The sequence below is a fragment of the Pelagivirga sediminicola genome, from assembly GCF_003072125.1.
GTDB classification, from domain to species: Bacteria; Pseudomonadota; Alphaproteobacteria; order Rhodobacterales; family Rhodobacteraceae; genus Roseovarius; species Roseovarius sediminicola.
Genome location: NZ_QCYH01000005.1, coordinates 206,125 through 219,937, shown reverse-complemented (window position 1 = coordinate 219,937; position 13,813 = coordinate 206,125). Strand labels below are relative to the sequence as shown.

The following is a 13,813-nucleotide window of genomic DNA, read 5'->3' as shown; positions in this document are numbered from 1 at the left end:
GCGCCGCAACACCCGGAAGCGTCGCACCTTCCGGTCCCTTGGCCATCGGCCGGGATCGCCCTCCGTCAGCGCGTTTGCGCCCACGGGGGCCATTCCGCTTTGGTCGCCCGCGAGGCCCATTCCGGCCGCATCACTGCCATAACCGCGAGGAGCGCGAGATGTTTGAAAATCTGTCCGAACGCCTCTCCGGTGTCTTCGACCGCCTGACCAAACAGGGCGCGCTGAGCGAAGACGATGTGAAAACCGCCCTGCGCGAGGTGCGCGTCGCCCTGCTGGAGGCGGACGTATCGCTGCCGGTGGCGCGGGACTTCGTGAAAAAGGTGCAGGATCAGGCCACGGGCCAGTCGGTGCTGAAATCCATCACGCCCGGCCAGCAGGTCATCAAGATCGTGCATGACGCGCTGATCGACACGCTGCGCGGCGAGGGTGATCCCGGCGCGCTGAAGATCGACAACGCGCCCGCGCCGATCCTGATGGTAGGCCTTCAGGGCTCGGGCAAGACGACGACCACCGCCAAGCTGGCCAAGCGCCTGACCGAGCGCGAGGGCAAGCGCGTGCTGATGGCGTCCCTCGACGTCAACCGCCCTGCGGCGATGGAGCAACTGGCGATCCTCGGCACGCAAATCGGCGTCGACACGTTGCCCATCGTCAAGGGCGAGGATCCCGTTGCCATCGCCAAGCGCGCCAAGACGCAGGCGGCCTTGGGCGGCTATGATGTCTACATGCTCGACACTGCCGGGCGCCTGCATATCGACGCCGAGCTGATCGCGCAGGCCGCCGCCGTGCGCGACGTGGCAAACCCGCGCGAGACATTGCTGGTGGTCGATGGTCTGACGGGCCAGGACGCGGTCAACGTCGCGACCGAGTTCGACGACAAGATCGGCGTCACCGGCGTGGTCCTGACCCGCATGGACGGCGACGGGCGCGGCGGTGCGGCCCTCTCGATGCGCGCCGTCACCGGCAAGCCGATCCGCTTCGTCGGCCTCGGCGAGAAGATGGACGCGATCGAGACCTTCGATCCCGAACGCATCGCGGGCCGCATCCTCGGCATGGGCGACATCGTATCCCTCGTCGAGAAGGCGCAGGCCACGATGGAGGCCGAACAGGCCGAGCGCATGATGAAGCGCTTCCAGAAGGGTCAGTTCAACATGAATGACCTGCGCATGCAGCTGGAACAGATGCAAAAGATGGGCGGCATGGAATCGGTGATGGGCATGATGCCGGGCATGGGCAAGATGGCCAAGCAGGTGCAGGAGGCCGGTTTCGATGACAAGATCATCGCGCGCCAGATCGCCCTGATCCAGTCGATGACAAAGAAAGAGCGCGCCAACCCCCAGATCCTTCAGGCCAGCCGCAAGAAACGCATCGCCAAGGGCGCGGGGCTTGAGGTCAGCCAGCTGAACCAACTGCTGAAGATGCACCGCCAGATGGCGGACATGATGAAGAAGATGGGCAAGGGCGGCATGCTGAAACAGGCCATGAAGGGCATGTTCGGCAAGGGCGGCGGCCCCTCCCCCGAGGAGCTGCAGGGCATGGACCCCAAGGCGCTGGAGCAGGCAGCCAAGCAGATGGGCGGCAAACTTCCCGGCATGGGCGGGCTCGGCGGCGGTGGCCTGCCGCCCGGCCTTTCCGGCTTCGGCAAGAAAAGGTGACGCAGGTGATTTCGTCTTTCCAGAAACGCTCCCGCCGGGGACTGCGCCTTCTTTCGGCATGTGAGGGCACGCGATGAAGCTCGACATCCCTCGTCTTGAGACGGACCGCCTGATCCTGCGCGCGCCCGCGAACGCGGATTACGAGCCGGTGGCCCAGTTCCTGATGGATCCGGTCCGCGCGCTCGGTTTCGGGATCGAGGCGGACCGCAGCCGCGCGTGGCGCTGGTTCGCGATGAATATCGGCCATTGGGCGCTGCGCGGCTGCGGCTATTTCATCATCGAGGACAAGGCCAGTGGCGCGGCGTGCGGCCTGACCGGCATCTGGTGCCCCGAAGGCTGGCCCGAGCCCGAGCTTGGCTATGCCGTGTTCGAGGGGTTCGAGGGGCACGGCTATGCCTATGAGGCCGCCATGCGGACACGCGAATGGGCCTATACCGATTTCGGCCTGAGCACCGTCGGCTCGCATATCGTGCCGGGCAACACCCGCTCGATCGCGCTGGCCGAGCGGATGGGCGCGACCTATGAGCGGACCTACAAGAACCCCTATATGGGCGAGGACATGATCTATCGTCACCCCTCGCCCGCCGATCTGGGCCTCGCGTCCAAGGATGGTGCGGCATGAGCCACAGCTCGCAAAAGGCCGCGCAGCTTCTGAAGGATCACCGCGACAGCATCGACCGGCTGGACGCGATCCTTGTCTATACGCTGGGCGAGCGGTTCAAGCACACCCAGTCCGTCGGCCGCCTCAAGGCCGAGCACGACCTTCCCCCGTCCGATCCCGCGCGCGAGGCCGCGCAGATCGCACGACTGGAGGATTTGGCAAATCAGGCCGATCTGGACCCTGAATTTGCCAAGAAGTTCCTGAACTTCATCATCGCTGAAGTCATTCAGCACCATAAGCAGCACCAATCGTAAACAAACACCTTAGGAGATACCCCCATGGCCATGAAAATTCGTCTCGCCCGCGGCGGCAGCAAGAAGCGCCCGCATTATTCCATCGTTGCCGCCGACAGCCGCATGCCGCGCGACGGCCGCTTCATCGAAAAGCTGGGCACCTATAACCCGCTGCTGCCCAAGGACAGCGAAGAGCGCGTCAAGATGGACATCGAGCGCGTTCAGGCGTGGCTCGACAAGGGTGCGCAGCCCACCGACCGGATCGCCCGGATGCTGGAGGCCGCCGGCGTGCGCGAGAAGGCAGAGCGCGCCAACCTGAAGAAGGGCACGCCCGGCAAGAAGGCACAGGACCGCGCCGAGGAGCGCGCCGCCAAGGCCGCCGCCGCGACCGAGGCCGCAAACGCCCCGGCCGAGGAAGCCCCCGCCGAAGCGGCCGCGGAAGAGTAAGCAGGGCCGCGCTGGAATGTCCGCGTTCACGCCAGACTTCCAGTCGCAGCTGGCCGATCTGATGCGCTGGCGGCGCGATGTGCGCCGCTTTCGCACGGATCCGGTAGACGAGGCAGCGCTGCGGCGCTGCCTCGATGCGTTTTCGCTCGGCCCGTCCGTCGGGCTCAGCGAGCCGTGGCGCCTGATGCGTGTGGACGGCGTCGCCGCGCGCGCCGCGGCGCTGGCGAATTTCGAAGCGGCAAACGCCGATGCACTGGCGGGTCACAGCGGCGAGCGGGCAGCGCTTTACGCCGGGCTCAAGCTGTCGGGCATGCGCGATGCACCGGTTCAGCTGGCGGTCTGGTGCGATGACGCCACCGAAAAGGGCGCGGGGCTGGGCGCCGCGACCATGCCGGAAATGCGCCGCTATTCGGTGGTCTGCGCGATCATGCAGTTCTGGCTGACGGCCCGCGCAGAGGGGCTGGGCGTCGGCTGGGTGTCGATCCTGGACCCTGCGCAACTGGCCCGCGATCTGGACGCGCCGGCGGGCTGGTGCCTGATCGCGTATCTGTGCATCGGCTGGCCGGAGGAAGACAGCCTCGTGCCCGAGCTGGAACAGGCCGGCTGGGAAGCGCGCGCGTCCGCCCTGCCCATGCTGAGGCGCTAGAGAGATGTTGCGCAAGCTTATCTTTTGGGGTGTCCTTTTCCTTGCCGGTTGGGGATACGCCAAACATCAACACACCGAACGCTGCGCGGCGGCGGGCGGTCAGGTCGTCCACGGCCTGTGCAAGGGAGAAACGCGATGACGGGTGATAGCGATCTTATCTGTATCGGGGCGATTGCCGGTTCCTTTGGCGTGCGCGGCGAGGTCCGCCTGAAAAGCTTTGCCGCCCAGCCCGAGGATATCGCGGCCTACGGCCCGCTGACCACCGAGGATGGCGCGCGCAGCTATGACGTCACCCTGACAGGCCAGACCAAGAACGGCCTGACCGCCCGGCTGACGGGCATCACCACCAAGGAAGAGGCGGACGCGCTGCGCGGCGTGCAGCTGTTCGTGCCGCGCGCCGTCTTGCCGGCGCTGCCCGATGACGAATTCTATCACGCCGATCTGGTCGGGCTGGAGGTGGTCGATACCGGCGGCGCGCCGCTGGGCCGCATCAAGGCGGTGCTGAACCACGGCGCGGCCGACCTGCTGGAGCTTTCGGTGCCCGGCACATCCGAGACCGTGTTGCTGCCCTTTACCCGCGCCGCCGTGCCGACGGTCGATCTGGGCGCCGGGCGCGTCATAGCCGATCCGCCGGATGGATTGTTCACCGATGGCTGACGTTGGGGGAACCCAAGCCCCGCCTGCGGGTTAGGTCCACGCATGCGGGTGCATTACGCGCCGCAAGGTCATCGAAGGATATACCCCATGTTGCAGTGGATTCTCGTTTTGCTGGCGATTGCCGCCATCGCGGCCATTCTGGGCTTTGGCCGGCTCTCAGGCGTCGCATTGTCCGGTGCGAAGATCCTGATCGTCATTGCGCTGATCTTCTTCCTCCTGATGCTGTTCGGCATCGTCGCGATCGCCTGATTTGCGGGATCGGGCACGGCGATTGCCCTGTCGCAAGGCGGCGCGATATGCGCTAAGAGGGCGCCATGTCCGATCCCGATACACCCACCCGGTCCCATGGCCGCAAATCCGCCCTTCCAGACACGCGGCCCCGTGACCTGATGGGCGGCGCCGAACGGCGCGCCGGTCATTGGCATGTGCAGGTGATCACCCTGCTGCCGCAGGCCTTCCCCGGTATTCTGGGCCATAGCCTGACGGGCCGCGCACTGGCGGACGGGCTGTGGTCGCTGGGCGTCACTGACCTGCGCGAACACGGTATCGGCAAACATCGCAACGTTGACGACACGCCCGCAGGCGGCGGTGCGGGGATGGTCCTGCGCGCTGATGTCATGGGCGCCGCGATCGACGCCGCGCAATCCGTGGCAGCGCCCGGCAGTCCGCTGATCTATCTCAGCCCCCGCGGCTGCAGGTTCGATCAGGCGATGGCACAGGATCTGGCGCAGGCGCCGGGAATGACGCTTATCTGTGGCCGGTTCGAGGGGCTCGACGAGCGGGTGATCGACCATTACGGCGCGCTGGAGGTGTCCTTGGGCGATTTCGTGATGACCGGCGGCGAGATCGCAGCGCAGGCGATGATCGACGCGGCGCTGCGGCTGCGGCCCGGCATCCTCGGCAATGCCGAAAGCGCCGTCGAGGAAAGCCATTCCAGCGGCCTTCTGGAGCATCCGCAATATACCCGGCCCGCCGAGTGGCAGGGCCGCACGATCCCCGATATCCTGATGTCCGGCAATCACGGCGAGATCGCCAAGTGGCGGCGCGCGCAGGCCGAGGCGATCACCCGGACGCGGCGGCCTGATCTTTGGGCCCGGCACAAGGCGTAATTCACCAGGGCCGCGCAGCGCACCATCCCGGCCCTTGCATAAAATTCCCATCTCGCCTAAATCCCGCACATCCCGTCCCGGCACTGCCTGAGTCGGGCGCCGAAAGGCGTGTCATCTTGGCGGATGTTCTTTGCATTCGCCGCAGGCGCGCCGCTTGGCATCACGCAGACAAAGGACGATCCGATCTGGGGCGGACTTTCGGCATGGCGCCGGGGGGATCCGGGCAAAGACCACCAGCTCTTGGAACGCGAAAACACTTTGCGGGGCAAAACCGCAAGCCATTCAGGAGAACAGCGATGAATCTTCTCGCTCAGATCGAAGCGGAACAGATTGCCGAACTTGGCAAGGACATTCCCGATTTCAAGGCCGGCGACACCATCCGCGTCGGCTACAAGGTGACGGAAGGCACGCGCACCCGCGTGCAGAACTTTGAAGGCGTTTGCATCAGCCGCAAGAATGGCGCAGGCATTGCCGGATCGTTCACCGTCCGCAAGATTTCCTTTGGCGAAGGGGTGGAGCGTATGTTCCCGCTCTATTCGACCAACATCGACAGCATCGAGGTCGTGCGCCGTGGCCGCGTGCGCCGTGCCAAGCTGTACTATCTGCGCTCGCGCCGCGGCAAATCGGCCCGTATCGCCGAAGACAGCACCTATAAGCCCAAGAAAGCCTGAGGAGCGGACCGATGAAAAAAGACATCCACCCCGATTATCACGAGATCAACGTCAAGATGACCGACGGCACGATGCTCAAGATGCGCTCGACCTATGGCAAGGAAGGCGATCAGCTGTCGCTGGACATCGACCCCACCGTGCACCCCGCCTGGACCGGCGCGTCGGGACGCCTGATGGACTCCGGCGGCCGCGTGTCGAAGTTCAAGAAGAAGTACGAGGGTCTGGGATTCTGATCCAGCCGCCTTTTGCGAATGTGAAAACGCCGCTCCACCGGGGGCGGCGTTTTTCGTTGGGCTGGATGCCTTTACGTCTGGCGGCCGCTTGGCACTGGATCGCCCTCCTCTTCGCACCTATATCCCGCCCATGGATCACAAAGCCTTCATAGCGCGGCTTCCCGCCGAAACGCTCGCCGACCTGAGCGCGACCGAGAATGCGGCGGGGCTGCGCCATCTGGCGGGCCATGCGGCGCTGATCGCTGGGCTTGCGCTGTGGATCGCGCAGGGCTGGCCGCTGTGGCAGGTGGCCGTCATCGTGCAGGGAATCGCCATCTGCTTTCTCTTCACGCTGGAGCATGAGGCGACCCACAAGACGCCCTTTCGCTGGGCCGCGCTGAATGAATGGGTCGGCCGTGTCTGCGGCGTTCTGCTGCTCTTGCCGTTCGAGTGGTTCCGCTATTTCCACCTTGCTCATCACCGCCACACCAACGATCCCGAAAAGGATCCCGAGCTGCTGACGGGCATGAAGCCGCAAACGCGGTGGGAGTATATTCGCCACGTCTCGGGCCTGCCCTATTGGCTGGGCATGGCGCGCGTGACATGGGACAGCGCGCGCGGGCGCATGGATGCGTCCTATATCCCCAAGCGTGCCCGCCCGCGTATCATCCGCGAGGCGCGCGTGATGCTGGCGATCTATGCCGCCGCCCTGGTCAGCCTCATCTTCACGCCGCTCCTTTTCTGGATCTGGCTCTTGCCGGTGCTGCTGGGCCAGCCTTTCCTGCGGCTCTACCTGCTGGCCGAGCATGGGCGCTGCGCCTTTGTCTCGAACATGCTGGAGAACACGCGCACCACCTATACCAACCGGATCGTGCGGTTTCTGGCGTGGAACATGCCCTATCATACCGAGCATCACACGCTGCCGAACGTTCCGTTTCACAAGCTGCCCGCACTGCATGCCCACATGCAGTGCCACCACGGCGTGACGCAGGACGGCTATGCCGCCTTCACGGCCGAGTATGTGCGCGACCTGCACTGAGGCTTGCGCGCAAGGGGGATGCGCGGTAACTCGCGGGCATAACAGACGATAGGTGCCCCGATGGACGATCTGCGCGACAAGTATATCAGCCTCATAGCAGGTGCCGCCGACGAGGCCGCGCTGGAGGATCTGCGCGTGCAGGCCGTCGGCAAGAAGGGCGAGATCAGCCTGAAGATGCGCGAGCTGGGCAAGATGAGCGCCGAAGAGCGTCAGGCCGCCGGGCCGCGCCTGAACGCGCTGAAGGACGAGATCAATTCAGCGTTGGCCGCCAAGAAAGAGGCGCTGGGCGATGCCGCGCTGGATGCGCGTCTGCGCGGCGAATGGCTGGACGTAACCTTGCCGGTCCGGCCGCGCCGCCAGGGCACGATCCACCCGATCAGCCAGGTGACCGAAGAGGTGACCGCGATCTTTGCCGACATGGGCTTTGCCGTGGCCGAAGGGCCGCAGATCGAAAGCGACTGGTACAATTTCGACGCGCTGAACATCCCCGGCCACCACCCCGCGCGGGCCGAGATGGACACGTTCTATACCCATCGCGGCGAGGGCGACGAGCGTCCGCCGCACGTCCTGCGCACCCACACCAGCCCCGTGCAGATCCGCACGATGCAGGAACAAGGCGCGCCCTTGCGCATCATCGCGCCGGGCCGCGTCTACCGCGCCGATTACGACATGACGCACACGCCGATGTTCCACCAGGTCGAGGGGCTGGCGATCGAGCGCGATATTTCCATGGCCAACCTGAAATGGGTGCTGGAAGAGTTCGTCAAGGCGTTCTTCGAGGTGGACGACGTCGAGCTGCGCTTCCGCGCCTCGCACTTTCCGTTCACCGAACCGTCGGCCGAGGTCGACATCCGCTGCTCATGGGAGGGCGGCACGCTGAAGGTGGGCGAGGGCGACGACTGGCTGGAGATTTTGGGCAGCGGCATGGTGCATCCGAAGGTTCTGGAGGCCAGCAAGATTGACCCGAGCGCATGGCAGGGCTTTGCCTTCGGCATGGGGATCGACCGGATCGCGATGTTGAAATACGGGATACCGGATCTGCGGGCGTTCTTTGATTCAGACCTGCGGTGGTTGCGGCATTACGGGTTTGCGGCGCTGGATGTGCCGACGCTGAGGGGTGGGTTGAGTAGGTGAGTAAGATTATTACTTCTCGGCTAGCACGCATTGCAAATTTTAAATGGAATCCAAAAGAGCGACTGTGGAACCGCAAGACAGTTGCTGGAACCAGCCTGGGTGCTGCTGGCGCAATGTCAGTTCTTGGACAGGTCTTTGGCATCTCCGCAGTACCCCATAGCTCTGGCGCAATGATCCTTACTGGATCCGCTGGCAATATTTCGGGAACATTCATTGCTGGCACGCTTGTTTGGATTATTTGGCCGCTTCTAGTGATCGTCGGCCTAATAGCTCTCTTTTGGAAGAGGATCGTGAGGGCGTTCGATTGGGCCATTCGTCGCATCTATTTTTGGAGAAATGACAGATGAGCTTCACCCTCTCCTGACACAAAGAACATCTTTGCCCAACCCAAGCCGGGCGAGCGCCTGCCCGTGGGGTGGCGCTGCGACAGCGCCGTAACACGCTTTATCCCGGCCAAGCCCCTCCACACCACCCAACGATGCACCACGCATCTAAAGCGCCAGCCCGCCGGGACGGGCAGGCGCTCGTCCGGCGGCTTCGCCTTGATTCCGGACGAAGGGGTGTTTCTTATTGGCGGTGCAGCCAAAAAAGGAACCCGTCCATGCGTCTCTTCCAGCACCGCAATCGCCAGCACTCCGCCGAAAGCCGCCGCATCTATGCGCTTTATGAGATCGCCTATACGGTGGTCGATTTTGCCGCCGCCACCAGTTTTGTCATCGGCTCGCTGCTGTTCTTCTGGAAAGAATACGAGACGCCCGCGATCTGGCTGTTCCTGATCGGCTCGATCTGCTTCGCGCTCAAGCCCACCATCCGCATGGCGCGCGAATTCAGGCTGCTGGAACTGGGCGATACCGAAGATCTGGCCAAGCGCTACGAAGGCTGACCGCCCTTCCCCCTTTGCGCCATCTGCGCTATGCGGGGCCAACCCAACTCACCTGCGGATGACGGCACATGAAATTCACGCTTTCCTGGCTCAAGGACCATCTCGACACTACGGCCTCGGTCGATGAGATCACCTATGCGCTGACCGATCTGGGCCTTGAGGTCGAGGGCATCACCAACCCCGCCGCGCGGCTGGCCGATTTCACACTGGGCCGCGTAACGCATGCCGAACCGCACCCCGATGCGGACCGTCTGAAAGTCTGCAAGGTGGCCACCGGCGAGGGCGAGCTTCAGATCATCTGTGGCGCCCCCAACGCGCGCGAGGGGATCACCGTCGTCGTCGCCAAGCCGGGCGTTTATGTGCCGGGCATCGACACCACCATCGGCGTGGGCAAGATCCGCGGGATCGAAAGCTACGGCATGATGTGCTCGGAGCGCGAGATGGAGCTGTCGGACGAGCATGACGGCATCATCGAGCTGCCCCCAGAGTCAATTGGGGCCGAGGTGGGCGAGCGTTATATCGACTGGCTGGCGCAGAATGATCCGGCCAAGGTGGACCCCGTCATCGAGATTGCCATCACCCCCAACCGCCCCGACGCGCTGGGCGTGCGCGGCATTGCCCGCGATCTGGCGGCACGAGGCCTCGGCATGCTGAAAGACGCGCCCACCGCCCATGTCGAGGGCCAGTTCCCCTGCCCCATCACCGTCACCATCGACGAGGACACCCAAGCGAACGGCTGCGAGGTTTTCGCCGGGCGCCTCATTCGCGGCGTCACGAACGGCCCCAGCCCCGAATGGCTGCAGGACCGCCTGCGCGCCATCGGGCTGCGCCCGCGCTCGGCGCTGGTGGATATCACGAACTTCTTCACCTTCGACCGCAACCGCCCGCTGCATGTCTTTGACGCAGGCAAGGTGCAGGGCGACCTGCGCGTTCACCGCGCCAAGGGTGGCGAGACGCTGACCGGGCTCGACGAGAAGGTTTACACCTTCCAACCGGGCCAGGTGGTGATTTCCGATGATAATGGGATTGAGAGCATCGGCGGCATCATGGGCGGGCTGGCCACCGGCTGCACCGCCGAGACGACCGATGTGTTCCTTGAGGCCGCCGTTTGGGACCATGTCCAGATCGCCAGCACGGGGCGCGCGCTGAAAATCAACTCCGACGCGCGCTATCGCAATGAGCGGGGCATCGATCCGGCCTTCAACATGGAGGCGGTCGATCTGGCAACGCAGATGATCATGGATCTTTGCGGCGGCACGCCCTCGAACGTGGTGAAGGCGGGCCGCGTGCCGGATACGCGCCGCGCCTACAAGCTGATCCCGTCCAAGGTCCAGTCGCTGGTCGGCATGGACATTCCCGAATCCGAGCAGCGCCAGACGCTGACGGCGCTCGGCTTCCGGCTGGATGGCGACATGGCCACCGTGCCCAGCTGGCGTCCCGATGTGCAGGGCGAGGCGGATTTGATCGAGGAAGTCGCGCGCATCGCGTCCCTGACCAAGCTGGTTGGCCGCCCCCTGCCTCGCGCGCAGGCCGGCGTTCCCGCGCCGATCCTGTCACCGATGCAAAAGCGCGAGCAGATCGCGCGGCGCACGGCGGCGATGCTGGGGTATAACGAATGCGTCACCTACAGCTTCATTGATCACGCGTCGGCCACGCTGTTCGGCGGCGGTGATGACGCTACGATGCTGGCCAACCCGATCAGCAGCGAGATGAGCCATATGCGCCCCGCCCTGCTGCCCGGCCTTTTGCAAGCAGCTGCGCGCAATCAGGCGCGCGGGATTTCGGACATGGCCCTTTTCGAGGTCGGCCATGCCTTCCACGGCGGCGAGCCGGGCGAGCAGCATTTGCAGGTCGCGGGCGTGATGCTGGGCCGCACGGGGCCGAAGGACGTGCATGGCTCCGCCCGCGCGGTCGACATCTACGACGTCAAGGCCGACGCCGAGGCGATCCTGTCGGCCATCGGCGCGCCCGCCAAGGTGCAGATCCTGCGCGGCGCGCGCGACTGGTGGCATCCGGGCCGCCACGGCATGATCTGTCTGGGGCCGAAAAAGATGCTGGGAATTTTTGGCGAATTGCACCCCAAGACCCTGCGTGCGCTGGATATCAAGGGGCCTGCGATGGCCTTTACCCTCTGGCCCGCCGAGATACCCCTGCCGCGCAATGCAACGGCCAATCGCGGCGCCGCGCAGATGCGCGATCTGCAGGCGGTCGAGCGTGATTTCGCCTTCGTCGTCGATGCCGAGGTTGAGGCGCTGACGCTGGTCAATGCCGCCGCGGGCGCCGACAAGGCGCTGATCGAGGATGTGCGCGTGTTTGACCAGTTCATCGGCGGCAGCCTTGGCGAGGGGCGCAAATCGCTGGCGATCACGGTGCGGCTCCAGCCCACCGAGGCGACATTGAAGGACACCGATATCGAGGCCGTCTCGGCGAAGATCGTCGACAAGGTCGCCAAGGCAACCGGCGGCGTGCTGCGCGGCTGAACCAAAGGAGGAATGACATGCTGAACGTCTATCTGAGCGGAGAGATTCATACCGACTGGCGCGACCAGATCGAAGCGGGTGCCAAGGGGCTGAACATCACCTTTAGCGCGCCCGTGACCGACCATGGCGCCAGCGACGATTGCGGCGTGGCGATCCTCGGGGCCGAGCCGGACAAGTTCTGGCATGATCGCAAGGGCGCGCAGCTGAACGCGATCCGCACCCGCATGGGGATCGAGGAGGCCGATGTCGTCGTCGTGCGGTTCGGCGACAAGTACAAGCAGTGGAACGCAGCCTTCGATGCCGGATATGCCGCCGCGCTGGGCAAGGCGCTGATCATCCTTCAGCCCGAAGAGCATGATCACGCCCTCAAGGAGGTGGACGCCGCCGCGCTGGCGGTTGCGCGCACGTCCGATCAGGTTGTTCAGATCCTGCGCTATGTGCTGGAAGGAACCCTGCCGAAGGCGTAATTGCGGCACGGCCCTCATCCGCGCCTTGATGACATCATAAATCGTGGAAAGGTTAACGCTTTTCTGCAATATAATTTCCCTTCATTGACGTCTGAGGCGCAGAAGCGTTCAAACAAAAAGTGAGGGACATTTATGCTGAATGAATTCAAGGACTTCATCGCCAAAGGCAATGTCATGGACATGGCCGTCGGCATCATCATCGGTGCGGCATTCACGGCCATCGTCACATCGATGGTCGGCGATCTGATCAACCCGATCATCGGGCTCTTCACCGGCGGCGTCGATTTCACCAATAATTACCTGGTGCTGGCCGGTGACGTGCCTGCCGGCGCCTCGCTGGAGCAGGCCCGCGAGACCGGCGCGTCGATTTTTGCTTATGGCGCGTTCCTGATGGCGGTCATCAATTTCCTGATCATCGCCGTCGTCGTCTTCATGCTGGTGCGCTACGTGAACAAGGTAAAATCGCTGGCGGAAAAGCCCGATCAGGTCGCGCCCGAAGTGCCGACCGGTCCCTCCGAAAAGGATATCCTGATCGAGATCCGGGACAGCCTCAAGGCGCGCTGAGCGCGCCTGAATGCGCCGAGAATATGCGGCCCCGGAACTTCCGGGGCCTTTTTTTATTGGGAAATGCCGGATATAGGCGGCAAAACCGAAATTTAACTTTTGAGACCTAGAAGGACAGACATGGAAAATGTGATCGAGGAGCTGGGCGCATATACGCCACTGGTCATCGCGACCGTCAAGGCGCTGGTGGTTCTGATCGTTGGCTGGACCATTGCGGGCTTTGTCGGCAGCTTTGTGAGGCGGCAGGTCAACAAGCATCAGCGCATCGACAAGACGCTGGGAAATTTTGCGGCCACCGTCGCCACATGGGCGATCCGCATCATGGTCCTGCTGGCGGTCCTGAACCTGTTCGGTATCGAGGCGACCAGCGTGGTTGCCGTGCTGGGCGCCGCGACGCTGGCCGTCGGTCTGGCACTGCAAGGCACGCTGGCCGATCTGGCGGCGGGGATCATGCTGGTCATCTTTCGTCCCTACCGACTGGGGCAATATGTCGACATCAGCGGCACCAGCGGCACGGTGACCGAAATCGCGCTGTTCTTTACCGAACTGACTACACCGCAGAACGTTCAGATCATCGTTCCGAACGGCCAGGCGTGGGGGTCCGTCATCACCAACTATTCGGCCCATGATACACGGCGGCTGGATCTGACCTTCGGCATCGACTACGCCGATAATGCCGATACGGCGATGCAGATCGTTCTCGATCAGGCGCGCGCCGACAGCCGCGTGATGGACGAGCCCGAGCCATGGGCGCGGGTGACAAACCTGGGGTCCAGCTCGGTCGACATCACGGCGCGGCTATGGACCTCGACCGATGATTTCTGGAACGTGAAGTTCGAGTTGACGAAGGCCATCAAGGAAGAGTTTGACGCCAAGGGCATCTCCATCCCCTTCCCGCACCAGGTCAACGTGGAGCCGAAGAAAGCCGGTTGAGACATCGCGCCGGGGCGGTCGCCGC

At 64.1% G+C, this 13,813-nt stretch carries 17 protein-coding genes; all 17 read left to right on the top strand.

Annotated features, from left to right (window positions below):
* Positions 1-158: 158 nt before the first annotated feature.
* The 17 genes from ffh to DC366_RS10765 all read left to right on the top strand — a co-directional run bounded on the left by ffh (position 159) and on the right by DC366_RS10765 (position 13,788).
* Complete coding sequence (gene ffh, locus DC366_RS10845; protein ID WP_108692225.1) at positions 159-1,652, top strand: signal recognition particle protein; 1,494 nt, start codon at positions 159-161, stop codon at positions 1,650-1,652.
* 73 nt (positions 1,653-1,725) lie between these two features.
* Positions 1,726-2,274, top strand: coding sequence for a GNAT family N-acetyltransferase (locus DC366_RS10840; RefSeq protein WP_108692224.1), 549 nt, complete (start codon positions 1,726-1,728; stop codon positions 2,272-2,274).
* The gene (locus DC366_RS10835) at positions 2,271-2,567 is read left to right on the top strand and encodes a chorismate mutase (protein ID WP_108692223.1); all 297 of its coding nucleotides are present in this window, start codon (positions 2,271-2,273) and stop codon (positions 2,565-2,567) included. The genes DC366_RS10840 and DC366_RS10835 overlap by 4 nt, the downstream gene beginning before the upstream one ends.
* Positions 2,568-2,591: 24 nt before the next feature.
* On the top strand, positions 2,592-2,993 hold the full coding sequence (gene rpsP, locus DC366_RS10830; protein ID WP_108692222.1) for a 30S ribosomal protein S16: 402 nt from the start codon (positions 2,592-2,594) through the stop codon (positions 2,991-2,993).
* A 16-nt stretch (positions 2,994-3,009) separates the two neighbouring features.
* Positions 3,010-3,639, top strand: coding sequence for a 5,6-dimethylbenzimidazole synthase (gene bluB, locus DC366_RS10825; RefSeq protein ID WP_108692221.1), 630 nt, complete (start codon positions 3,010-3,012; stop codon positions 3,637-3,639).
* Between the two features lie 135 nt (positions 3,640-3,774).
* Entirely contained in the window at positions 3,775-4,296 is a 522-nt protein-coding gene (gene rimM, locus DC366_RS10820) for a ribosome maturation factor RimM (protein ID WP_108692220.1), read from the top strand.
* 87 nt (positions 4,297-4,383) lie between these two features.
* On the top strand, positions 4,384-4,545 hold the full coding sequence (locus DC366_RS10815; protein ID WP_108692219.1) for a DUF1328 family protein: 162 nt from the start codon (positions 4,384-4,386) through the stop codon (positions 4,543-4,545).
* Between the two features lie 65 nt (positions 4,546-4,610).
* The gene (gene trmD / locus DC366_RS10810; protein ID WP_108692218.1) at positions 4,611-5,405 is read left to right on the top strand and encodes a tRNA (guanosine(37)-N1)-methyltransferase TrmD; all 795 of its coding nucleotides are present in this window, start codon (positions 4,611-4,613) and stop codon (positions 5,403-5,405) included.
* Positions 5,406-5,701: 296 nt separating this feature from the next.
* A complete protein-coding gene (gene rplS, locus DC366_RS10805; RefSeq protein ID WP_108692217.1) occupies positions 5,702-6,076 on the top strand; it encodes a 50S ribosomal protein L19 in 375 nt (124 codons plus the stop codon).
* Positions 6,077-6,087: 11 nt separating this feature from the next.
* Complete coding sequence (gene rpmE / locus DC366_RS10800; RefSeq protein WP_108692216.1) at positions 6,088-6,309, top strand: 50S ribosomal protein L31; 222 nt, start codon at positions 6,088-6,090, stop codon at positions 6,307-6,309.
* A 130-nt stretch (positions 6,310-6,439) separates the two neighbouring features.
* Positions 6,440-7,327, top strand: coding sequence for a fatty acid desaturase (locus DC366_RS10795; RefSeq protein ID WP_108692215.1), 888 nt, complete (start codon positions 6,440-6,442; stop codon positions 7,325-7,327).
* 60 nt (positions 7,328-7,387) lie between these two features.
* Positions 7,388-8,461: a phenylalanine--tRNA ligase subunit alpha gene (pheS, locus tag DC366_RS10790; protein ID WP_108692214.1), complete on the top strand. Its 1,074-nt coding sequence runs from the start codon at positions 7,388-7,390 to the stop codon at positions 8,459-8,461.
* A gap of 601 nt (positions 8,462-9,062) precedes the next feature.
* On the top strand, positions 9,063-9,344 hold the full coding sequence (locus tag DC366_RS10785) for a YrhK family protein (protein ID WP_108692213.1): 282 nt from the start codon (positions 9,063-9,065) through the stop codon (positions 9,342-9,344).
* A gap of 68 nt (positions 9,345-9,412) precedes the next feature.
* Positions 9,413-11,824: a phenylalanine--tRNA ligase subunit beta gene (gene pheT / locus DC366_RS10780; RefSeq protein WP_108692212.1), complete on the top strand. Its 2,412-nt coding sequence runs from the start codon at positions 9,413-9,415 to the stop codon at positions 11,822-11,824.
* 17 nt (positions 11,825-11,841) lie between these two features.
* The gene (locus DC366_RS10775) at positions 11,842-12,291 is read left to right on the top strand and encodes a YtoQ family protein (RefSeq protein WP_108692211.1); all 450 of its coding nucleotides are present in this window, start codon (positions 11,842-11,844) and stop codon (positions 12,289-12,291) included.
* A 132-nt stretch (positions 12,292-12,423) separates the two neighbouring features.
* A complete protein-coding gene (mscL, locus tag DC366_RS10770; RefSeq protein WP_108692210.1) occupies positions 12,424-12,855 on the top strand; it encodes a large conductance mechanosensitive channel protein MscL in 432 nt (143 codons plus the stop codon).
* Positions 12,856-12,975: 120 nt separating this feature from the next.
* Positions 12,976-13,788, top strand: a complete 813-nt coding sequence (locus DC366_RS10765; RefSeq protein ID WP_108692209.1) for a mechanosensitive ion channel family protein — start codon at positions 12,976-12,978, stop codon at positions 13,786-13,788.
* Positions 13,789-13,813: the final 25 nt, after the last annotated feature.

Excerpts from the sequence above, each read along its gene's own strand:
- DC366_RS10795 (WP_108692215.1), top strand. The coding sequence starts at position 6,440 with ATGGATCACAAAGCCTTCATAGCGCGGCTTCCCGCCGAAACGCTCGCC.
- rplS (WP_108692217.1), top strand. The coding sequence starts at position 5,702 with ATGAATCTTCTCGCTCAGATCGAAGCGGAACAGATTGCCGAACTTGGC.
- DC366_RS10785 (WP_108692213.1), top strand. The coding sequence starts at position 9,063 with ATGCGTCTCTTCCAGCACCGCAATCGCCAGCACTCCGCCGAAAGCCGC.
- pheT (WP_108692212.1), top strand. The coding sequence starts at position 9,413 with ATGAAATTCACGCTTTCCTGGCTCAAGGACCATCTCGACACTACGGCC.
- rimM (WP_108692220.1), top strand. The coding sequence starts at position 3,775 with ATGACGGGTGATAGCGATCTTATCTGTATCGGGGCGATTGCCGGTTCC.
- pheS (WP_108692214.1), top strand. The coding sequence starts at position 7,388 with ATGGACGATCTGCGCGACAAGTATATCAGCCTCATAGCAGGTGCCGCC.
- trmD (WP_108692218.1), top strand. The coding sequence starts at position 4,611 with ATGTCCGATCCCGATACACCCACCCGGTCCCATGGCCGCAAATCCGCC.
- ffh (WP_108692225.1), top strand. The coding sequence starts at position 159 with ATGTTTGAAAATCTGTCCGAACGCCTCTCCGGTGTCTTCGACCGCCTG.
- mscL (WP_108692210.1), top strand. The coding sequence starts at position 12,424 with ATGCTGAATGAATTCAAGGACTTCATCGCCAAAGGCAATGTCATGGAC.
- rpsP (WP_108692222.1), top strand. The coding sequence starts at position 2,592 with ATGGCCATGAAAATTCGTCTCGCCCGCGGCGGCAGCAAGAAGCGCCCG.
- DC366_RS10840 (WP_108692224.1), top strand. The coding sequence starts at position 1,726 with ATGAAGCTCGACATCCCTCGTCTTGAGACGGACCGCCTGATCCTGCGC.
- DC366_RS10815 (WP_108692219.1), top strand. The coding sequence starts at position 4,384 with ATGTTGCAGTGGATTCTCGTTTTGCTGGCGATTGCCGCCATCGCGGCC.
- DC366_RS10765 (WP_108692209.1), top strand. The coding sequence starts at position 12,976 with ATGGAAAATGTGATCGAGGAGCTGGGCGCATATACGCCACTGGTCATC.
- DC366_RS10775 (WP_108692211.1), top strand. The coding sequence starts at position 11,842 with ATGCTGAACGTCTATCTGAGCGGAGAGATTCATACCGACTGGCGCGAC.
- rpmE (WP_108692216.1), top strand. The coding sequence starts at position 6,088 with ATGAAAAAAGACATCCACCCCGATTATCACGAGATCAACGTCAAGATG.
- DC366_RS10835 (WP_108692223.1), top strand. The coding sequence starts at position 2,271 with ATGAGCCACAGCTCGCAAAAGGCCGCGCAGCTTCTGAAGGATCACCGC.
- bluB (WP_108692221.1), top strand. The coding sequence starts at position 3,010 with ATGTCCGCGTTCACGCCAGACTTCCAGTCGCAGCTGGCCGATCTGATG.